18 protein-coding genes are annotated in these 20,829 nt (G+C 66.5%); 4 read left to right on the top strand and 14 right to left on the bottom strand.

The genetic code is table 11. The features are described 5' to 3' along the window. Nucleotide 1: 1 nt before the first annotated feature. The 9 genes from ACUXVX_RS15265 to ACUXVX_RS15305 all read right to left on the bottom strand — a co-directional run bounded on the left by ACUXVX_RS15265 (nt 2) and on the right by ACUXVX_RS15305 (nt 10,397). Nucleotides 2-832: a carbohydrate ABC transporter permease gene (locus tag ACUXVX_RS15265; protein ID WP_446308960.1), complete on the bottom strand. Its 831-nt coding sequence runs from the start codon at nt 830-832 to the stop codon at nt 2-4. 15 nt (nt 833-847) lie between these two features. After that, nucleotides 848-1,714 carry a carbohydrate ABC transporter permease gene (locus tag ACUXVX_RS15270; RefSeq protein ID WP_222468751.1) on the bottom strand — a complete coding sequence of 289 codons (867 nt, stop codon included), beginning with the start codon at nt 1,712-1,714 and terminating at the stop codon, nt 848-850. A gap of 210 nt (nt 1,715-1,924) precedes the next feature. After that, the gene (locus tag ACUXVX_RS15275) at nt 1,925-3,229 is read right to left on the bottom strand and encodes an ABC transporter substrate-binding protein (protein ID WP_446308961.1); all 1,305 of its coding nucleotides are present in this window, start codon (nt 3,227-3,229) and stop codon (nt 1,925-1,927) included. Nucleotides 3,230-3,392: 163 nt separating this feature from the next. After that, nucleotides 3,393-4,319, bottom strand: a complete 927-nt coding sequence (locus ACUXVX_RS15280) for a sugar-binding transcriptional regulator (protein WP_446308962.1) — start codon at nt 4,317-4,319, stop codon at nt 3,393-3,395. A 42-nt stretch (nt 4,320-4,361) separates the two neighbouring features. After that, nucleotides 4,362-5,033, bottom strand: coding sequence for an HAD family hydrolase (locus tag ACUXVX_RS15285; protein WP_446308963.1), 672 nt, complete (start codon nt 5,031-5,033; stop codon nt 4,362-4,364). A 304-nt stretch (nt 5,034-5,337) separates the two neighbouring features. Beyond that, a complete protein-coding gene (locus ACUXVX_RS15290; protein ID WP_446308964.1) occupies nt 5,338-6,657 on the bottom strand; it encodes an aminotransferase class III-fold pyridoxal phosphate-dependent enzyme in 1,320 nt (439 codons plus the stop codon). A 70-nt stretch (nt 6,658-6,727) separates the two neighbouring features. Next, nucleotides 6,728-7,636, bottom strand: a complete 909-nt coding sequence (locus ACUXVX_RS15295) for an AEC family transporter (protein ID WP_446308965.1) — start codon at nt 7,634-7,636, stop codon at nt 6,728-6,730. Further along, nucleotides 7,633-8,991, bottom strand: coding sequence for an aminotransferase (locus ACUXVX_RS15300; RefSeq protein ID WP_446308966.1), 1,359 nt, complete (start codon nt 8,989-8,991; stop codon nt 7,633-7,635). The genes ACUXVX_RS15295 and ACUXVX_RS15300 overlap by 4 nt, the downstream gene beginning before the upstream one ends. Before the next feature lie 65 nt (nt 8,992-9,056). Continuing rightward, nucleotides 9,057-10,397, bottom strand: a complete 1,341-nt coding sequence (locus ACUXVX_RS15305; protein WP_446308967.1) for an aspartate aminotransferase family protein — start codon at nt 10,395-10,397, stop codon at nt 9,057-9,059. A 106-nt stretch (nt 10,398-10,503) separates the two neighbouring features. Between ACUXVX_RS15305 and ACUXVX_RS15310 the strand changes: the two genes are divergently transcribed. The 4 genes from ACUXVX_RS15310 to ACUXVX_RS15325 all read left to right on the top strand — a co-directional run bounded on the left by ACUXVX_RS15310 (nt 10,504) and on the right by ACUXVX_RS15325 (nt 15,512). Further along, nucleotides 10,504-11,370, top strand: a complete 867-nt coding sequence (locus ACUXVX_RS15310) for a MurR/RpiR family transcriptional regulator (RefSeq protein WP_446308968.1) — start codon at nt 10,504-10,506, stop codon at nt 11,368-11,370. Between the two features lie 34 nt (nt 11,371-11,404). Further along, complete coding sequence (locus ACUXVX_RS15315; protein WP_222468742.1) at nt 11,405-12,370, top strand: TAXI family TRAP transporter solute-binding subunit; 966 nt, start codon at nt 11,405-11,407, stop codon at nt 12,368-12,370. A gap of 104 nt (nt 12,371-12,474) precedes the next feature. Continuing rightward, on the top strand, nt 12,475-15,084 hold the full coding sequence (locus tag ACUXVX_RS15320) for a TRAP transporter permease (protein WP_446308969.1): 2,610 nt from the start codon (nt 12,475-12,477) through the stop codon (nt 15,082-15,084). Continuing rightward, nucleotides 15,081-15,512, top strand: coding sequence for a universal stress protein (locus tag ACUXVX_RS15325; protein ID WP_446308970.1), 432 nt, complete (start codon nt 15,081-15,083; stop codon nt 15,510-15,512). The genes ACUXVX_RS15320 and ACUXVX_RS15325 overlap by 4 nt, the downstream gene beginning before the upstream one ends. A 267-nt stretch (nt 15,513-15,779) precedes the next feature. Here the strand turns inward: ACUXVX_RS15325 and ACUXVX_RS15330 are convergent, their stop codons facing one another. The 5 genes from ACUXVX_RS15330 to ACUXVX_RS15350 all read right to left on the bottom strand — a co-directional run bounded on the left by ACUXVX_RS15330 (nt 15,780) and on the right by ACUXVX_RS15350 (nt 20,702). Further along, on the bottom strand, nt 15,780-16,847 hold the full coding sequence (locus ACUXVX_RS15330) for a siderophore-interacting protein (RefSeq protein WP_446308971.1): 1,068 nt from the start codon (nt 16,845-16,847) through the stop codon (nt 15,780-15,782). Further along, nucleotides 16,844-17,587 carry an ABC transporter ATP-binding protein gene (locus ACUXVX_RS15335; RefSeq protein ID WP_446311550.1) on the bottom strand — a complete coding sequence of 248 codons (744 nt, stop codon included), beginning with the start codon at nt 17,585-17,587 and terminating at the stop codon, nt 16,844-16,846. Before ACUXVX_RS15335 ends, ACUXVX_RS15330 begins: the two co-directional genes overlap by 4 nt. A 65-nt stretch (nt 17,588-17,652) precedes the next feature. Further along, complete coding sequence (locus ACUXVX_RS15340) at nt 17,653-18,642, bottom strand: FecCD family ABC transporter permease (protein ID WP_446311551.1); 990 nt, start codon at nt 18,640-18,642, stop codon at nt 17,653-17,655. A gap of 35 nt (nt 18,643-18,677) precedes the next feature. Next, a complete protein-coding gene (locus ACUXVX_RS15345; protein WP_446308972.1) occupies nt 18,678-19,703 on the bottom strand; it encodes a FecCD family ABC transporter permease in 1,026 nt (341 codons plus the stop codon). Between the two features lie 6 nt (nt 19,704-19,709). Further along, nucleotides 19,710-20,702, bottom strand: a complete 993-nt coding sequence (locus ACUXVX_RS15350; protein ID WP_446308973.1) for an iron-siderophore ABC transporter substrate-binding protein — start codon at nt 20,700-20,702, stop codon at nt 19,710-19,712. Nucleotides 20,703-20,829 lie beyond the last annotated feature (127 nt).

Here is a 20,829-nt window from a genome sequence, read left to right on the forward strand (position 1 = left end):
TTTACTTGACGGCGCCGAAGGTGAGGCCACGCACCAGTTGTTTCTGGCTGAACCACCCCATGATGAGGATGGGCGCGATGGCCATGGTCGAGGCCGCGCTGAGCTTGGCGTAGAAGAGCCCTTCCGGGCTGGAGTAGCTGGCGATGAAGGCCGTCAGGGGGGCGGCCTTGGTGGTGGTGAGGTTGAGCGTCCAGAAGGCCTCGTTCCACGCCAGGATGATGTTGAGCAGCATGGTCGAGGCGATGCCGGGCAGCGCCATCGGGGTCAGCACGTAGATGATTTCGGAGCGCAGGCTGGCGCCGTCCATCCGCGCGGCCTCGAGGATATCGACCGGGATTTCCTTGAAGTAGGTGTAGAGCATCCAGATGATGATCGGCAGGTTCATCAGCATCAGCACCACGATCAGCAGGATGTGGGTGTCGTAGAGGTCGAGGAACCGGGCGATCAGCACGATCGGAAAGAGCACACCCACGGCGGGCAGCATCTTGGTGGAGAGCATCCACATCAGCACATCCTTGGTGCGCTTGCCGGGCACGAAGGCCATCGACCAGGCGCTCGGGATGGCGATGAGCAGGCCCAGCACAGTGGAGCCGACGGCGATGATCACCGAGTTCATCAGGAAGCGGAAGTAGTTCGACCGGTCCTGTACCACCGAATAATTCTCCAGCGTCCAGTCGAAACCGAACCACACGGGCGGGTCGGCAATCGCCTGGGCTTCCGTCTTGAAGCTGGTCAGGACCGTCCAGAGGATCGGGAAGAAGATCGCGAGGCCGATGATCCATGCGGCGGCGGTGGCGACGATCTTGCGTTGTGTAGTGACGGCGCGTGCCATGTGCTCAGCCCTCCCTCAGTTGTCCAGGTTCTTGCCGACGATCCGCATCAGGAAGATCGCGACGATGTTGGCGAGGATGACGGCGAGGATGCCGCCCGCAGACCCGAGCCCGATATTCTGGCTCTCCAACACCCGCTGGTAAACGAGATAGGTGAGGGTGCGGGTGCCAAAGGCGCCGTTGGTGGTGACGAAGATCTCCGCGAAGATCGACAGCAGGAAGATCGTCTGGATCAGAATGACCACGGTGATCGCCCGCCCGAGGTGGGGCAGAATGATGTAGTAGAAGCGGCTGAGCGCGCTGGCGCCATCCATCTCCGCCGCTTCCAGCTGCTCGGAGCTGAGCGACTGCACGGCGGTGAGCAGGATGAGCGTGGCGAAGGGCAGCCACTGCCAGCTGACGATCCAGATGATCGAGAACAGCGGCAGCTCGGAGAGCCAGTCGATCGGCGTCGCCCCAAAGAACTTCCACAGGTAGGCGAAGAGCCCGTTCACCGGGTTCATGAACATGTTCTTCCAGACCAGCGCCGAGACGGTGGGCATGACGAAGAAGGGCGCGATCACGAGGATGCGCACGATCCCCTGCCCCCAGATCGGCTGATCGAGAAGCAGCGCCAGTAGCACGCCGCCGATCACGGTAATGGCGAGGATGCCGCCGACCATAAGCAGCGTGGTGCCCACCGAGCTGAGGAAGGAGGAGGAGGTGACGAAACGTTCGTAGTTCTCAAAGCCGACACAGCAATCGGCCACGCCGCGCAGCGGGCGGTAATCCATGAAGGAGAAGTAGATCGTCATGCAGAGCGGGATCAGCATCCACACCAGCAAGACAAAGACGGCGGGGGCATTCATCAGCCGGGCTGCGGCGCGCGAGTGCTGGGTTGCCATTGGGGTCTCCTCCTCTGTCGCCGCGGGCCGGGGTCCGGCTGCGGCCACCCTGAACGGGCGGGTCAGGCTCAAATGCGGGAGATCAGCCTCTCCCTGGGGCGGCCCCGGCCGCTCCGCGTGACATCGCGCAGCCGGGGCCGGTAGACCGGGCGCTTCTGCAAGGCAGCGCGCCCGGCACACGCGCGGGGAGGACCCGCGTGCTCCGTGAGCTTACTTGTAGCCCGCGGCTTCCATTTCCTCGTTCACGAGGTCCTGGGCCTTGGCGAGGGCGTCGTCAGCCGACTGCTGGCCAGCCAGCGCTGCCGAGAACTCCTGCCCAACCTGGGTGGCGAAACCGGCGAACTCGGGGATCGCGGCAAACTGCACACCGACGTAGGGCACCGGGTCCACGGTGGGCTGGGTCGGGTTGGCCGAGTTGATGCTGTCGAGCGTCATCTTGGCAAACGGCACCTTCTGGTACTCGGGGTTCTCATAGAGCGATGTCCGGGCACCCGGCGGGACGTTGGCCCAGCCTTCGTTCTCGGCCACAAGCTCGATGTACTCCTTGGAGGTCGCCCACTCGATGAACTCCTTGGCGGCATCCACCTTCTGCGAGCCGGCCGGAATGGCGAGCGCCCAGGCCCAGAGCCAGTTGCCGCGCGGGCCTTTGCCGGTGTCGGGCGCCAGAGCGAAGCCGACCTGGTCAGCCACGGTGGAGTCGTTGGGGTTGGTCACGAAGGAGGCCGCCACGGTGGCGTCGATCCACATGCCGCACTTGCCCTGCTGGAACAGCGCCAGGTTCTCGTTGAAGCCGTTGTTGGCTGCACCGGGAGGGCCGTAGTTGTTCATCAGGTCGAGGTAGAAGTCGAGCGTGGTCTTCCAGGCTTCGCTGTCGAACTGGGGGTTCCAGTCTTCGTCGAACCAGCGCGCGCCGAAGGAGTTGGACATGGCGGTCAGGAAGGCCATGTTCTCGCCCCAGCCGGCCTTGCCGCGCAGGCAGATGCCGTAAATCTCGTTGTCCTTGTCGGTCATCGCCTCGGCGGCGGCCTTGATCTCGTCCCAGGTGGGAGCTTCGGGCATTTCCATGCCGGCGGCTTCCATCAGGTCGGTGCGATACATCACCATCGAGCTCTCACCGTAGAAGGGCGCGGCATAGAGCGTGCCGTCAACCGACAGGCCGCCGCGCATGGCGGGCAGGATGTCGTCCACGTCGTATTCGGCCGAGAGATCGTCCAGCGGCACCAGCCAGTCTTGGGCACCCCAGATCGGGGTTTCGTACATGCCGATGGTCATGATGTCGAACTGACCGCCCTTGGTGGAGATGTCGGTGGTCACGCGCTGGCGCAGCACGTTCTCTTCCAGCGTCACCCACTCCACTTCATGGCCGGTCTTTGCGGTGAAGTCCTCGGTCAGCCCCTGCATCCGGATCATGTCGCCGTTGTTCACGGTGGCGATGGTCAGGGTCTCGGCAGCGGCAATGCCACCGATCGCGGAAAGGGCAGTAGCGCCCAGAAGGGCGCGAAGCGTGCAAGTCATTGATGTCCTCCCAATGCCCGTTTCGGGCAAATGCTATCGTAGTGGGCAAATACTCACTCAGCCTGCGGCAAGTTGTCAATCCCCCTCTCTTGCGGCTGCAAAAAGGGGCGGCAACCCGCTGGCAGGTTATTCGTTTTGCTTGGTTTTTCGGGGTGGCCGAGGTTCAGGCCAGAGCGAGCACGGCCTCGGCGGTGGCCTCGTCGGTGATCAGCGCGTTGATCAGCTTGCCCCTCAGCGCGCCCAGAATCGCCTTCTGCTTTGCGTGGCCCAGCGCCAGCCCGCAGACCCGCCGCGCGGTGCCCGGATCGAGCGGCGCCGAGGAGACGCGAGCATTGGTCAGCCCCTCGATTGGGCGGCCCTCGCCATTGAAGGCCCAGGCCACCATCTCGCCCACCGCGCCCTGCGCGATCAGCTCGGCGCTCTCTTCCTGGCTGATGAAACCGTCGACCGCGAGCGGTGAAGTTTCATCGATATGGCCGACGCCGACAAAGGTCACATCGGCTCGAGCGGCGAGCGCCAGCGTGTTCTCCACCGGCTCCTGCGCATGCATCAGCTTGAGATCGTCGGCGCAGCGCACCACGGCAATGAGCGGCATCGGATTGTGCGGCGCGCCGACCTTCTCGGCCAGCCGCACCACCACGTTGTAGGCCGTGGCCGACCCGTCCGGGCTCATGTTGCCGACGAGGCTGACGAGGTGATGCTGGGGGCAGTCCATCCGCGGCAGTTGCTCCACGCAGGCCCGCAGCATCCGGCCCGTGCCAAGGCCGATCACCCGTGGCTCCGGGTCGGCCAGCCAACGCTCCATCTCCGCTGCGCCCGCCGCAGCAACGCCGGTCGCCAGCTCGGGCGCGGCCGGGTCGGTGGGCACCACGTCGCAGAATTGCAGGTCGAACCGCTCGGTCAGGGCAGCAGCAAGGTCCATGCAGCGTGCGATGGGATGATCCAGCCGGAACTTCACCAGCTTCTCGGCCACCGCAAGGCTCACCAGCCGCTGCGCCGACTGCCGCGACACCCCGAGCTTGCGGGCGATCTCATCCTGGGTGTTGCCGGCCACGTAGTAGAGCCACCCTGCCCGGGCCGCATCATCCAACCTTGCCGTCTCCCCCGCAGCCCGCGCCATCCGCTCTCCCCGCTATGTGTCTTTTCGCAATTCGGAAGCCATTTGATAGAAAGCGGACCAGTTGTCAAAGGCCGGAAGGTCCGGCGGCGTGTCGATATCCTCCGGGGTGAAGCCGGCAAAATGGGCCCCGCCGGTGTAACGCCAGACCTCCATCTGCGCCGCCTGAGCCGCCCGGATTCCGGCCATGCTGTCTTCGATCACCAGGCAATTTTCTGGCTTTGCATTCAGGCACTTGGCCGCATGGAGAAAGAGGTCTGGCGCGGGTTTGCCATTCTCCACCTCGGAGGCGGTGAACACCCGTTCAAACTGCCGCTCCATCCCCAGCAGCGCCAGCGTGCGCCCCACCCGCTGCGGTGAGGAGGAGGTGGCGACGCAGGCCCGCACAGCCAGTTGGCCGAGCATTTCCCCCACCCCCGCCGTGGGCCTCAGCCCCGCCGCGAACTCCTCCACCAGCCGCCCGCGATACTCCGCCTCAAAGCTGCCCGGCAGATCGAGGTCGAAGTCCCTGCGGATCTTGTCGGCCACCTTCGGAAAGCTCTGGCCGACGAAGTTGCGATACACATGCTCGGTGGTCACCGTGACCCCGTGATGCTCCAGCGCCTCCACCAGCACCCGTGCCGAGATCACCTCGCTGTCGGCCAGCACGCCATCGCAATCGAAGATCACCAGCTCGATATGTTGCATAGGGACTCCCAAATTCTGCGGATCCTGCTTCGGAGCCACCCATCGCCTGCACCCCAATGGGACGGCGGGAAGGCTCGGGTCAATGAAAATTGCCGAGGGGCCCCTCTGGGGATACGGCCATTTTGGTTGACCCGAGACGGCCCGTTGGCCAGGCCGGGGTCAGGTGATGGGTGGCGCCACAAGCAGCTCCTGCTTTGGTGAACCCGGAGCTGTCTCCCCCCGCCAGCCAACCCGCAAAGGCCGGGCATGGCGAGGCGGGGTGGGCGGGCGGGAGCTTCGCCATGCCCGGCCGCACCTCACATGGCTACGCCAGGTTTTTCAACACCTTGGTGAGCACCTCGCCGATCCGGTCGATCTGTGCCTTGTCGATGATCAGCGGCGGCGAGAGGGCGATGATGTCGCCCGTGGTCCGAATGAGCAGCCCCTCGTCATAGGCCGCCAGAAACGCCTCGAAGGCCCGCTTGGTGGGGGCCCCTGCCACCGGCTCCAGCTCGACCGCGCCGACCAGCCCGAGGTTTCGGATATCCATCACATGGGGCAGCCCCTTCAGCCCGTGGAGCATATCCTCGAAGTAGGGCGCCAGCTCGGCGCAACGCTCGAACAGCCCCTCCTCGCGGTAGGTCTCCAGCGTGGCCAGCCCGGCGGCGGCGGCCAGCGGGTTGCCCGAGTAGGTGTAGCCGTGGAACAGCTCGATGGTATTCTCCGGCCCCTGCATGAAGGCATCGTGGATCGCGCCGGAGCAGAACACCGCGCCCATCGGCACCACCCCGTTGGTGATGCCCTTGGCGGTGGTCATCATGTCAGGCGTGACGCCGAAGTAATCGGCCCCGAAGGGTGCACCTAGGCGGCCGAAACCGGTGATGACCTCGTCGAAAATGAGCAGGATGCCGTGCTTCTCGGTGATCGCCCGCAGCCGCTCGAGGTAGCCCTTGGGCGGCAGGATCACACCCGTAGAGCCGGCCATCGGCTCCACGATCACGGCGGCGATGGTCTCCGGCCCGTGCAGCGCCACGATGCGCTCCAGATCGTCGGCCAGCTCGGCGCCATGCTCGGGCACGCCGCGCGAGTAGCTGTTCTGCTCCGGCAGGTGGGTGTGCGGCAGGTGGTCGACCCCGTTGAGCAGGGTGCCGAAGAATTTGCGGTTGTTCACGATCCCGCCCACCGAGATGCCGCCAAAGTTGACCCCGTGATAGCCGCGCTCGCGCCCGATCAGCCGGGTCCGCTGCCCCTCGCCCCGCGCCCGGTGATAGGCCAGCGCGATTTTCAGCGCGGTTTCAACACTCTCCGACCCGGAGTTGGTGTAAAACACGTGGTCCATGCCCGCAGGCGCCATGTCGACCAGCCGGTTGGCCAGCTCAAAGGCCTTGGGGTGGCCCATCTGGAAGGCGGGGGCATAATCCAGCTCCGCGACCTGCGCCTGCACCGCCTCCACGATCTTCGGCCGGGCGTGGCCCGCGTTGCAGCACCACAGGCCCGCGGTGCCATCCAGCACCTCGCGCCCATCGGCGGTGGTGTAATGCATGTCCTTGGCGGCCACGAACATCCGCGGGTTCTGCTTGAACTGCCGGTTGGCCGTGAAGGGCATCCAGAAGGCCCTGAGATCATTGGGGGATTGCACGTTCATGGCGGCCTCCGAAGGGTAAGAATTGCGCCGCGAGCCTGCGCCCGCGCCGATGCGGCGTCAACCCCGGCGATCAGGCCAGCGCGGCCAGAGCGAAGAGGCTCAGAAAGGCGGTCCAGACCATCACCTGCGCCACCCGCGCGGCGGGCACGTCGTAGAGCAGCGCAAGGCTCATCGCCATCGCGCCGGTGGGCGGGGCTGCGGCGAAGACGAAGAGCCTGTTGGCCTCCCATCCGCCCGCGAAGAGGGTCAGCAAAAGCGCTACGAGGGCCGGAAACACCACCAGCTTGATGCCGCTCACCACCGCCACCGCCGGGTCGAAGCGGAAGGCGACGGCGCTCAGCACCACGCCGAGCGAGAAGAGCGCCACCGGCGCGGCGGCGACGCCGTTGAAGTCGAGAAATGTCTGGACCGGCGCAGGCACCGGCACGCCCGCCAGCCCCAGCGCCGTGCCACCGAAGATCGCCAGCAGCGTGGGCGTGCGGGCAAAGATCGCCAGCACCGAGCCGGGAGAGACCTTGCCCAGTTTGATCGCCTGCAGCACGAACATGGTGCCGCCAAAACTGACCGTGCTGTCGAGCACCACGACCATGGTGATCGGCAGCACCCCGCTTTCGCCATAGAGCAGCACGCCGATGGGCAGGCCATAAAAGACGTTGTTGGCGAAAATCCCGGCGTAGCCAAGGATCACCGACTCCCCCGGCCCGGCCCCGAAGAGCCGCCGCGCCAGTTGGTAGCCGACCGCAAAGAGGATCACCTGCGCCGCGGAGTAGAGCAGGATCGGCGTGAGGCGGAAGGTATCGAAGGGCGCGTTCCACAGCAGGTCGAGCACCACGATGGGCACCAGCACCGTCATGGCGAAGCGGTTGATCGTGCGCGCCGAGTCCTCGCTCAGTTGCCCGCCCTTCCCCAGCCCCCAGCCGAGCGCGAGGATGGCAAAGACAGGCAGGATCGGGTTGGCCAGAACGGTGAGAAAGCTCACGCCGCGAGGGCCTCTTCAAAGCCGATCCGGAGGATACGCACCATCTCGTCGATCTGCGCCTCGCTGATGGTCAGCGGCGGCGACATCACGCAGGCGTTGTAGACCGGGCGCAGCAGCAGCCCGTGGCGCTGGCAGATCGCATCGACCTGCGCGGCAAAGGCCATGTCCCGGTCTTCATCAGGGTTTTCGGGGTACAGCTCACATTCGATGCCCGCCATCAGCCCCTTCACCCGGATGTCGGAGATCACAGGAATGTCCGACAGGCTCCTCAGCGCCGCCTCGAAGTGGGGTGCGATGCGCTGCACGTGTTCCAGCAGGCCATCGCGCTCGAAGATGTCGAGGTTGGCCATCGCGGCGGCACAGGCGACCGGGTGACCGGAATAGGTGAAGCCCGAGGTGAAGCCTTTGCCCTCGTTGGTGGCTGCCGTGATCTCGGCAATCAGCCGGTCGGAGATGAAAAGCGCGCCAAGCGGCTGGTAGCCCGAGGTGAGGCCCTTGGCCGTGGTCAGCATATCGGGCTGCACGCCGAACACGTTCTCGGAGGCAAAGTAGTGCCCGAGCCGCCCGAAACTCGTGACCACCTCATCTGCGATGAACAGCACGTCATGCTTGCGGCAGACCTCGGCGCAGCCCGCGAGGTAGCCCTCCGGCTGCACGATCACCCCGCCCGACGCCATGACCGGCTCGGCGATGAAAGCGGCGACCTTATCTGGCCCGACGCTCAGGATCATCGCCTCCAGCTCCGCCACCTTCTCGGCGGCGAAATCCTCCAGCGACTGCCCCTCGGGCCGGTCCTTGGGCTTGGGGCAGGAGAGGAAGTGGATGTGATCCTCGATCATGTCCATCTCCGCCTTCTCCCGCATCTTGCCAGAGCAGGAGCCGGTCAGGTAGGTGGAGCCGTGATAGGCGTTGACCCTTGAAATGATGTGCTTTTTCTCCGGTCGCCCGAGGCAGTTGTTGTAGAAGAAGGCAAAGCGCAGCGCGCTGTCCACCGCCGTGGATCCGCCGGTGGTGAAGAACACGTTGTTCAGATCGCCCGGCGCCAGGGCTGCCAGACGTTTGGCCAGCGCGGCGGCCACGTCGGAGGCCATCGACCAGGGCGAAAAATACGACAGGCGGCGCATCTGGTCGGCGCAGGCCTCCACGATCTCCTCCCGACCATGACCCACGTTCACGCACCACATGCCCCCTGGCCCGTCGATCATCCGGTTGCCGTGACTGTCGGTGACATAGATGCCCTCGCTGTCCATGAGCACGGTGCGGGGCGTCTCGCCGATGGCGGTCACATCCTCCCACGGGTGGAGGAAATGCCGATCGGCGCGGTGGATGTCTTTTGTCGAGGGAGAATCAGTCATGCGCGGAGCATACGCCTCTGCGCGGGGAGGTGGCAGAGGGCGCGGCGCCCCCTGCCCTGCCCCGGTCACGCGCCATTGGGCGTCGCCTCCAGCACGGCATCGAGGCTTGCAGAGAGCTTATCCACCAGCTCGTCGATCTCGGCCTCGCTGCAGATGAACGGCGGCGCGAGCAGCACGTGGTCGCCCTGCTGGCCGTCAGTGGTGCCGTTCATCGGATAGCAGATCAGCCCGTTCTCCATCGCCTGCGCCTTCAGCCGGGCGGCGAGGCGGTGGGCCGGGTCGAAGGGCGCCTTGCTCTCGCGGTCGGCCACAAACTCCAGCCCGCGGAACATGCCGCGCCCGCGAATGTCGCCGACATGGGGGTGCTGGCCGAAACGGTCGGTGAGCGCCCCCAGCAGATAGTCTCCCATCCGGGCGGCGCGGGCGGTCATGCCGCCTTCGGTCAGCTTGGTCACCACCGCATCGGCGGCGGCGCAGGCGACCGGGTGGCCGATATAGGTGTGCCCGTGCTGGAAAAAGCCGGTGCCGCCCTCGATCGCACGGTAGATCTCGCCGCTGCAGAGCATCGCGCCGATCGGCTGGTAGCCCGCGCCGAGGCCCTTGGCGATGGTGATGATATCCGGGCGCACGCCGTCCTGCTCGCAGGCAAAGAGCGTGCCGGTGCGGCCCATGCCGCACATCACCTCGTCGAGGATCAGCAGCACGCCGTATTTGTCACAGATCTCGCGGATACGGCGAAAGTATCCCTCCACCGCAGGCACCGCGCCCGCCGTGGCCCCAACCACCGGCTCGGCCAGAAAGCCGATAACCGTTTCCGGCCCGAGCCGCAGCAGCTCGGCCTCCAGCTCGTCCGCCACGCGCTGGCCGTAGGCTTCCACGCTCTCGCCCGCCTCGCGGCCCCGGTATTCGTAGCAGGGCGCGATGTGGCTGGCCGAGACCATCACCGGATCAAACGGCGCGCGCCGCCACATGTTGCCGCCGGTGCCCAGCGCCCCCAGCGTGTTGCCGTGGTAGCTCTGACGGCGGGCGACGAAACGGGTGCGCTCCGGCTGGCCGGTCTCCAGCATGTATTGCCGGGCGAGCTTGAGCGCGGCCTCCACCGCCTCGGACCCGCCGGACACGAAGTAGACCCGCTCGATCCCCTCCGGCGCATGGGCCACCAGCCGGTCGGCCAGCGCCTCCGCCGGCTCGGAGGTGAAGAAGCCGGTATGGGCAAATTCCAGCGAATCGAGCTGCGCCCGGATCGCCCCGATCACCTCCGCATCACAATGCCCGAGGCATGAAACTGCCGCGCCCCCTGACCCGTCGAGATAGGCCTTTCCTTGCGAATCATAGAGATAGACCCCGGAGCCCCGCAGGGCCGTGGGCATGCTGCCCTTGGTGTGGCGTGGAAAGACGTGTGACATGGGCAACCCCCGGTGCATCTGGCCTGCCACCATGAAACAGATGATTCATGCGTTGACAATATCTGAAACAGATCAGACAGTCCGTGGATCACCGGGGGAGAGTTGTGTGACGCCCAAGTTCGAGGCACGCCTGACCGAAAGATACAGCGACCTGAGCGGGGCGCTGCGGGCCGCCGCCGACCACCTTGCGCGCAACCCGGTAGAGCTTGCTACACGCACCCTGCGCAGCATCGCCCGCGAGAGCGGCATCTCGCCCGCCGCCTTCTCGCGGCTGGCGCGGGCGCTGGGTTACGAGGGCATCGAAGCGCTGCGCGACGAGATGCGCGGGCGGATCGAGCAGCGGGCCAACGGCTTTGCTGGCCGTGCCGAACGGCTGCACAACGACCCCAAGAACCGCGAGGCGGGCGGCTTTCTGGAGGCGCATTTCGCCGCCTGCCAAGGCAACCTGCGCAGCTTCATCGACACGGTGGATCGCGGCGAGCTGGAGCGCGCGGTGGAGCGGCTGGGCGCGGCCCGCAAGGTGCTGCTGCTCGGCTCCCTCGGCTCCACGGGAGTGGTGGAATACCTCTCCTACATGGCCAACTTCTGCGCCGACAACTGGGCGCTGGCCAGCCGCAGCGGGGCTTCTCTGGGCAGCGGCCTCGTAGGGCTCGGACCCGAGGATGCATTGATCATCGTGACAAAGCCGCCCTTCTCCGACCGGGCGATCCGCGCCACCCGGCTGGCCCGCGATCAGGGGGTCTATGTCGTGCTCATCACCGACACGCTGGAGTGCCCCGCCTTGAAATACGCATCGGCCCGTTTCATTGTGCCGACAGGGAGTCAGCATTTCTACTCTTCCTATGTCACCACGGTCTTTCTCGTGGAGTGCCTCATAGGGATGCTGGTCAGCCGCTCCGGCCCTGCGGCCCGGGGGCGGATTGCCGAGGTAGAAGCTGCAAACCGGGTTCTGGCGGAAGTCTGGGACCTGTGAACGAAAAGAACATGAAACCAAAAGGGAGTTAAAAATGTTCGCCAAACTCAAACTCACGGCTATTGCCGCGGCAACGACCGCGATGATGGCCCCCGCGGCCCACGCCGAGGAATTCATCACCATCGGCACCGGCGGTGTGACCGGCGTGTATTACCCCACCGGCGGCGCGATCTGCCGTCTGGTGAACAAGGGGCGCCGCGACCACGGCATCCGCTGCTCCGTCGAATCCACCGGCGGCTCGGTCTACAACGTGAACACCATCAAGGAAGGCGAGCTGGAATTCGGCGTTGCCCAGTCCGACATCCAGTACAACGCCTTCAACGGCGTGGTGCAGTTCGAGGACGGTGCCTTTGAAGGCCTGCGCGCGGTGTTCTCCGTGCACCCCGAGCCCTTCACCGTTGTGGCCCGCGCCGATGCCGGCATCGCCACCTTCGACGACCTCAAGGGCAAGCGCGTGAACATCGGCAACCCCGGCTCCGGTCAGCGGGCGACGATGGAAGTGCTGATGGAGAAGATGGGCTGGACCGCGGGTGACTTCGCCCTCGCCTCCGAGCTGAAGGCCGCCGAGCAGTCTGCCGCGCTTTGCGACAACCAGATCGACGCGATGGTCTACACCGTCGGCCACCCCTCCGGCTCGATCCAGGAAGCCACCACCGCATGTGACTCGGTGCTGGTGGAAGTCTCCGGCGACGCGGTGAACGCGCTGGTCGAAGAGTTCCCCTTCTACTCCGTGGCCACCATTCCGGGCGGCATGTATCGCGGCAACGACAATGACACGACCACCTTCGGTGTGCGCGCCACGCTCGTGACCTCCGACTCCGTGTCGGAAGATGCCGTGAAGGCGCTGACCGCAGCCGTCTTCGACAACTTCGAAGACTTCAAAGGCCTGCACCCCGCTTTCGCCAACCTGACGATGGAAGAGATGGCCACGCAGTCGCTCTCCGCCCCGCTGCACCCCGGCGCAGAGGCCTACTACAAGGAAAAGGGCCTGATCGAGTAATCGGCAGCTCCTGCACATGACACTACCGGGGGGCGGCGCGCTGCCCTCCGGCCCACACGGGGACCAACAACAACAGGCCAGAACGGCCATGACGGGGGTGGACCATGTCCAAGGAAAATCGCGCGCTCAGTGAAGAAGAGCTACAGGAACTCGTTGCCGCCTCCGACAGTGGCGCAAGGGTGGTTCCGGGATCACTGGGCAGGGCGATCGCCATCGTCGCGCTGATCTGGTCCATCTTTCAGGTGCTGCTGGCCTCGCCCTGGGCGCCCTACCTGCTGCCCGGCGACCTGATCAACAACTCGCGGCAGATCCACCTTGCCTTCGCCATCTTCCTCTCGGCCATGGCCTACCCGCTCTGGAAGGGCGCCTCCAAGACATCGGTGCCGTGGTATGACTGGGTGCTTGCCCTCGGCGGCGCCTTCCTCGCGCTCTACGGCTACTTCTTCTACGAGAAGATCGTCAGCAACGGCGGTCTCGCCGACGACATGGACGCCTACGCCTCGCTGGCCGGTCTCGCCCTGCTCTTCATCGCCTCCTACCGGGTGCTCGGCCCGGTCATGGTGATCCTCGCCGTGGTCTTCCTCGGCTACGTGTTCTTCGGCGCCTCCGAGGTCGTGCCTGACCAGATCCGCTGGGCCGGCGCCTCGCTGCGCAAGGCCATGTCGCATATGTGGATCACCTCCGAGGGGGTCTTCGGCATCGCGCTCGGCGTGTCGACCAAGTTCGTCTTCCTCTTCGTGCTCTTCGGCGCGCTGCTCGATAAGGCGGGCGCGGGCAACTACTTCATCAAGATGGCCTTCGGCGCGCTCGGCCACCTGCGCGGTGGCCCGGCCAAGGCCGCCGTGGTGGGCTCCGCCGCAACCGGCCTGATCTCCGGCTCTTCCATCGCCAACGTGGTGACCACCGGCACCTTCACCATCCCGCTGATGAAGCGCGTCGGCTTCTCCGCCGAGAAGGCCGGCTCGGTCGAGGTGGCCAGCTCGGTCAACGGGCAGATCATGCCCCCGGTGATGGGCGCCGCCGCCTTCCTGATGGTCGAATACGTGGGCATCTCCTACGTCGAGGTCATCACCCATGCCTTCCTGCCCGCGATCATCAGCTACATCGCGCTGGTCTACATCGTTCACCTCGAAGCGGTGAAAAACAACATGCCCACCATCGGCAACAAGGTGGTGAACCTGTTCAACACGGTGATCGGCATGTTCCTCTTCTTCGCCGGTTTCGCGGCGCTCTGCTACGCCACCAAGTTCCCGGTGCAGTGGATCACTTCGATGTTCCCGGCAGGCTCCGGCTGGATCCTCGCGATCCTGCTTGGCCTCGTCTACGTGGTGCTGATCTACCTCGCCTCCACCACCGACGATCTGGAGCCCGATGACCCCAACGCCGAGGTCGTCGAGCTGCCCGAGATCCCCAAGATCTACAAATCGGGCCTCTACTACCTGCTGCCGATCATCGTGCTGGTCTACTTCCTGATGATCGAGCGCAAGTCGCCCGGCCTCTCGGCCTTCTGGGCCACCTTCCTGCTCTTCGGCATCCTGCTGACCCAGAAGTTCCTCAAGGCGGTGTTCCGCGGCGAGAATGCGGCGGCCAACAAGCTGAAGGACGGGGTGGTCGACCTCTACGAGGGCATGATCGACGGCGCCCGCAACATGATCGGGATCGGCCTCGCAACCGCGACCGCCGGTATCATCGTGGGCACCGTCTCGCTCACCGGCATCGGCCAGGTGATGGCCGATTTCGTCGAGTTCCTCTCCGGCGGCAACCTGATCCTGATGCTGATCTTCGTCGCGATCCTGTCGCTGATCCTCGGCATGGGCCTGCCGACCACGGCCAACTACATCGTGGTCAGCTCGCTCATGGTCGCCGTGGTGGTCGAGCTTGGCGCGCAGTCGGGCCTCGTGGTGCCGCTGATCGCGGTCCACCTCTTCGTGTTCTACTTCGGGATCATGGCGGATGTGACACCACCCGTCGGCCTCGCGTCCTTCGCGGCGGCGGCGGTCTCTGGGGGCGATGCGATCCGCACCGGCTTCACCGCCTTCTTCTACAGCCTGCGGACAGTGGCCCTGCCCTTCGTCTTCATCTTCAACACCGATCTGCTGCTGATCGACGTGACATGGGTGCAGGGCATCATCGTTTTCATCGTGGCGACCATCGGCATCCTCGTGTTCACCGCCGCCACAATGGGCTGGTTCCTCACCAAGAACCGGATCTGGGAGACGGTGGCCATGCTGCTGGTGGCCTTCGCCCTCTTCCGCCCCGGCTTCTTCATGGACATGATCCAGCCGCCCTTCGCCGATATCGAGCCTGCGGGCTTCGAGCAGGCCGTGGGCGAGGCGGATGCGGGCGATACCCTAAGGGTCGTCGTCTCCGGCCCCGACTTCGACACGCTGGAGATGAAAGACACCACGCTGGTGCTTCAGGTGCCTGAAGGCGACGACGCAGCCGCCCGGGTCGAGGAGATGGGCTTCCTGCTGGTGCCCGAGGAGGGCCGGATGTATCTCGACGAGCCCGCCTTCGGCTCGCCGATCTCCGAAGACCTCTCCAGCTTCGACTTCTACGGCGACGACCGGGTCGAGATCACCGCCGTGCGCGTCCCTGTCCACGGGCTGCCCAAGGAGCTGATCTTCATCCCGGCGCTGCTGCTGATGGCCCTCATCGCGCTGCTGCAAATGCGCCGCGCCCAACCCGCTCTGCGCGAAGGAGAAGCAGCATGACCCAGACCGTGCTCTGCGCCATCGACATCAACCGCCCCGAAGAAGAGGTGAAGGTGCTGCAGATGGCCAGCAAACTCGCCGAACTTGAGGGCGCCCAGCTCGATGTCATCACCGTGGTGCCGGATTTCGGCGCAACCATCGTCGGCGCCTACTTCAAGGACCATGACGTGAAAACCGCCAAAGACAGCGCCGCCAAGGTGCTGAAAACGGTGGTGAACAATGTGCTTGGCGATGAGGTGGACGTGAAGGTGCGCCACCTCGTGTCGGTCGGCACCGTCTACGAGGAGGTGCTGCGCGCCGCCAAGGTCTCAGGCGCCGACCTGATCGTCCTCGGCGCCCACCGCCCCGACTTCAAGGACTACCTCCTAGGCCCCAACGCCGCCCGCGTCGTACGCCACTCCAACTGCTCGGTCTACGTCGTCCGCTGAGGTTTAAGGAAAGCGGTCGGGCAGGTCTTTGCCCGACGCGCAGCCTAACTTGCCAGCAGGTTAAAGCGCCGATGCTCCGCAAAGCCGCCTCCAGCATGCAAATGAACCTCCCAAAAAATTGTTCGCGCAGACGGGCTGGAACCGCGAACCGACTGATCAAGGACCAAGCGGCCGTGCGCGACTCGTTTCGTCGCAACAGCCTAGAGGCCATAATGACGATGGGCCGATTGCCGGTCGTAAATAGCTCTAAATGGAAAGCAGCAAAAACTACGCCCAATACCCGACCGAATGGACCTGTGCCTTCGGCAGGCGGGCGTCTTCGGTGGCATATGTTCTGAGGTCGCGGGCGGATTGTTTTGATGCTGCGAACCACAGGCGGGTGTCGGCGGGGCAGCCTGCGAGCCCGTCGCGGACGTGGGACACGAGGTCTTGCTCCGTCGCGCCATCCGATCGGAACAGCCAAGTGATGTTGCAGGATGGCGGGTAGTGGTCGGGCATGTGGATGTCGGCCTTGCTTCCGACGAGGAGGGTCACCTTGCCACGGGTCTCGGGAGGCATGGTTTGCAGCGCCCGCAGGATGGCGGGTGCGCTGGTTTCATCACCGCCTACCAATAGGTCCCCACCCGCCTCGTCAGGCTCCGGTCCTGTTCTGCCGCCCGGTCCCATCAGGCCAACCGTCTGGCCAACGGGCACGGTCTCAGCCCAGTCGCAGGTGGGGCCGCCGGGGTGGCGGAAGATGTCGAAGGTCAGGCTGTGGTACTCGGGGTGGCAGAGGCGCGTGGTGAAGACCCGGTCGCTCAGCTTGTCGTCGCCCTCGGGCCAGCGGATCACGCCGGTTTCATCGAGCCGGGGCCAGACCGGTGCGCGCCCGGCCTGCACAGGCCGAAGCAGGCGGAAGTGCCAGTGCTCGTCGCTGGCAAACCGCGCGTAGCCTTCGGGCGAGAGCTTGATGCGCATGCGCCACCACGAGTCCCCCAGCGGCGCACAGCCTGCCACCTCCCCCGCTGCCAGCGTTGGCGGCAGCGCACCGGACTCGCCTACGCCCGACCATGTGAGCGGCGGCAGGCTAGCGTCGAACTCTTCCATATGGGCCGAGATTCCGGTGCGGAAGTCCGGCAACATGGAGGCATCGGCGCAGGCCACCTCGATCCGGCAGGCCCGGCCCGTGACCTGCACCGTCACGCGGGCAAAGCCGGCATCGGCCACCAGCATACCCGGTGCGGGCAGTTGCGGCTCCATGCCGTGCTCGAGGTATTCAGCGCGCCAGAATTCGAGCAAGCGCGCGCCCTCGTCGTGGCGGAACTCGATGGCGGAAAGGTGGGAGAGTTGGGTCATGTGCGGCCTTTCGCAGGGGCGGCGTGGCGACCGATGGGCACCATCATCGGTGTGCCGGCGACCGGATCGGGCAGAACGCGGGCGGTGAGGCCGAAGACCTCGGCCAGCATCGCTTCGGTGAGAATCTCCGCCGGCGACCCTGCACCAACGACCTGCCCGCCCGCCATGGCAACCAGCATGTCGGCATAGCGTGCGGCGAGGTTGAGATCGTGCAGCACCATCACGACGGTGGTGCCGCGGGCGCGGTTGAGGTCGGTGAGCAGGTCGAGCACCTCGACCTGATGGTTAATGTCGAGATAGGTGGTGGGCTCGTCGAGCAACAGCACATCGGTTTGCTGGGCGAGGGCCATGGCGATCCAGACGCGCTGGCGCTGGCCGCCGGAAAGATCTTCGACCAACCGCTCGGCCAGATCGGCGGTGCCGGTCATCTCCAGCGCCTCGGCCACGGCGGCCTCGTCCTGGCTCGTCCAGCGGCCGAAGAGGCCTTGGTGCGGGTGGCGGCCGCGGCTGACGAGGTCGAGCACGGTGATGCCCTCGGGCGCTATGGGCGATTGCGGCAGCAGGCCGAGGCGGCGGGCGAGCGTGCGGGGTGGCATGGCGTGCACCGGCGCACCATCGAGCAGCACCTGCCCCGCCTCGGGCCTGAGCAGCCGTGACATGGCCCGGAGCAAGGTGGATTTGCCGCAAGCGTTTGCGCCAACGATGGCGGCGATCTTGCCGCGCGGCAGGGCAAGGTCCATGCCTTCGATCACCGCCTCCGCGCCGTAGCCTGCTGTCAGCTCCTCGATCTGCAGCACCGTTTCGGTCACAGCGCGCCTCCTTTGCGGTTGTCGAGCAGGATCAGCGCAACGAGATAGGGAGCGCCGAGCACGCCGGTGACAATGCCCACGGGGTAGCGGGCGGGCAGCAGCACCTGCCCGGCGAAATCCGCCAGAAGCACCAGCGCTGCCCCGGTGAGTGCGGCGGGCAGCAGCAGCGAGCCATCGCGGCGCAGCAGCCGGGCGGCGATGGGGCCGGAGAGGAAGGCGACGAAGGCGATGGGCCCGGTGGCGGCGGTTGCGAAGGCGACCAGCCCCACGGCGGCGCAGATCACCACCAGCCGCACGCGGCCGATGCGCACGCCGAGCGCGGCGGCGGTGTCTTCGCCCATGCGCAGGGTTTCAAGGTCGCGGCGCAGCGCGAGCAGCGCGCCGCCGAAGACGGCCAGCGCCACGGCCAGCGGCAGGGCTTGGGCCAGTTGTGCGCCGTTCACCGAGCCGGTCATCCAGCGCAGCGCCTGTTGCAGCGACCAGCTCGGCGCTTGCGTCAGCACATAGGCGGTGAAGCTCTGGAGCATGGCGGCGATGCCGATGCCCACGAGGATCAGCCGCGCCCCCGCCGCGCCGCCCTTCCAGGCCAGCAGGTAGATCAGCAGCGCCACGCCCAGCCCCGCCGCCACGGCGACCACCGAAACGGCCGTGCCCGAGAGGCCCAGCATGACGATGCAGAACACCGCCGCCGCGCTGGCACCGGAGCTGATGCCGATGATGTCGGGGCTGGCCAGCGGGTTGCGCAGGAGCGTCTGGAAGGCCACGCCGCCGAGCCCGAAGCACATGCCCGCGAGCGCCGAAACCAGCACGCGGGGACCACGCAGCACCCCAACGGTGAAGGCCTCGCCGCCACTCTCCAGCCCGAGGAACACCCGCAGCACGGTGAGCGGCGGGGTCAGCGACTGGCCCACCATCAGCGTCAGCCCGGCCCCGGCGAGCACCAGCGCGACAAGCGCGGTGAGCATGGCCCGCCGCCTGCGGCCCATCCGCAACCGCAGGGCGGTGATGTCGGCCACAAGGCTCACAGCGCGGCCACCCGTTTGCGCCGCACGATCCAGATGAAGACCGGCGCGCCGATGAAGGCGGTGACGATGCCCACGTCGAGCTCTGCCGGGCGCGCGACGATGCGGCCTGCCACGTCTGCCAGCATCAGCAGAACCGCGCCAGAGAGCGCCGAGGCCGGCAGGATCAGGCGATAGTCCACCCCGGTCACCAGCCGGCTCAGGTGCGGCACCACGAGGCCGACAAAGCCGATTGGCCCGCAGACCGCCGTGACCGCGCCGCAGAGCATGACCGCGCCGAGGGCGGCCACGGCGCGGGCGCGCCAGACCGTCTCTCCCAGCCCGGCGGCGGTGTCGTCGCCAAGTGCCAGCAGGTTGAGCTTGCGGGCCGATGCGAGCGAAAGCGCAGCGCCGACCGCGATAAAGGGCAGCACCGGCGTGATCCTCTCCCACGTTGCGCCACCCACGCCGCCCACGAGCCAGGATTGCACCAGCCCGGCGATGTCGCCACGGGGCAGCACCACGGCAGTGGTCAGCGAGGTGAGCGCCGCCGTCAGCGCCGCGCCCGCGAGCGCAAGCTTGAGCGGCGTGGCCCCGCCCGCGCCGAGGCTGGCGATGGCGTAAACGCCAATGGCCGACAGTGCGGCGCCCAGCGTGGCGGCGAGAATGTAGCCGGTGAGCGAGCCGAGGCCGAAGCTGGCCAGCCCGATCACCACCGCCAGCGCCGCGCCCGCGTTGACACCGAGGATGCCCGGGTCGGCCAGTGGGTTGCGGGTCACGCCCTGCATCACCGCGCCGGTCAGGCCAAGCGCCGCCCCGGCCAGGGCCGCCAGCACGGTGCGCGGCACCCGGCTCGCCACTGCGGCCTCGCCCATGGTTTCTGGTGGGCCGCTCAGGGCGGAGACGAGTTCAGACAGGCTGGTAACACGCGCCCCGAAGGCGAGCGAAAGCCCTGCGGCGAGCACGAGCGCCGCCACCGCCGCGATCAACCACGCCGGGTTGGCGCCGCGCGCCACACTGCGCAGGGAGGACGGGGCGGGCCTCAAGCGCGCTCACTCCGCCTTTGCGGCGGCCTCGGAGAGCAGGTCGAGGTAGGCGTCTAGCACGTATGGGATGGCCAGCGGCGAGGGGTGTGCGGCGGTGCCGAGCGGATCGTTTTTCAGCAGGACGATGGAGTTGCGCGAGATCGCCGGCATCTGGCGGGTGAGCATGTAGCTGCCGAGCTGGCTCACCAGCGCGCTGCTACCGTAGGTCACCACGATATCGACATCGCCCAGAGCGTCGATCCGCTCGGAGCTGATCTCACCGGCAAAGCGGCCGGTGGCGGAGAGTTCTTTCACCGGCTCGGGCGAGACCAGCCCGAGATCGTGCAGGAAGGCAACGCGCGTATCGCGGTCGGTGTAGAAGGGAATGCGGCTGAGGTCGGTCGGGTCGAGATGGGTGACGAAGACCGCGCTCTTGCCCGCCAGCACCGGGTGCTCGGCCACGCCCGCCGCGATCTGCGCCTCGAGGTCCGCAATCAGCGCCTCGCCCTCCTCGGCCATGCCCATCCCGGCGCTGTTCATCCGGATCATCTGCCGCCATTCGGTCGTCCACGGCATGTCAGGGTAGGCCACCGTGGGGGCGATCTGGCTGAGGATCTGGTAATCCTGCTCGGAGAGGCCCGAATGGGCGGCGAGGATCACATCGGGCTCGGTGGCCGCCACCGCCTCGAAATCGATGCCGTCGCCCTCGTCAAAGAGCACGGGCACCTCGGCGCCCAGCTCGTCCAGCCGGTCGTTGACCCAGGGCAGCACGCCATCGCCGTCGTCATCGCCAAAGTTCGCGGCGGCCATGCCCACCGGCACCACCCCGAGCGCCAGCGGCACCTCGTGGTTGGACCAGTTCACCGTGGCCACCCGCAGGGGCTTTTCGGGCACCACCGTGGTGCCATAGGCGTGCTCCACCTCGACCGGCCAAGCGGTTTGGGCCGCGAGGGGCGCAGCGATGCCGAGCCACAGGGCAAAGGCGCAGAGATATCTGGGTCCGAGGCGCGAGACCTGCATTGTATTTCTCCCGGGAACGGGCGGACGCCCCGCCAGCGTTGGTGAGTGCGGTCTAACGAAGCGCAGCGGGGCTTTCACCCCCAATCCCAACTCTTTTAGTCAGAAAATGCCAAAAACCGGAGTCTCC

The organism is Vannielia sp. SX4 (assembly GCF_052828525.1).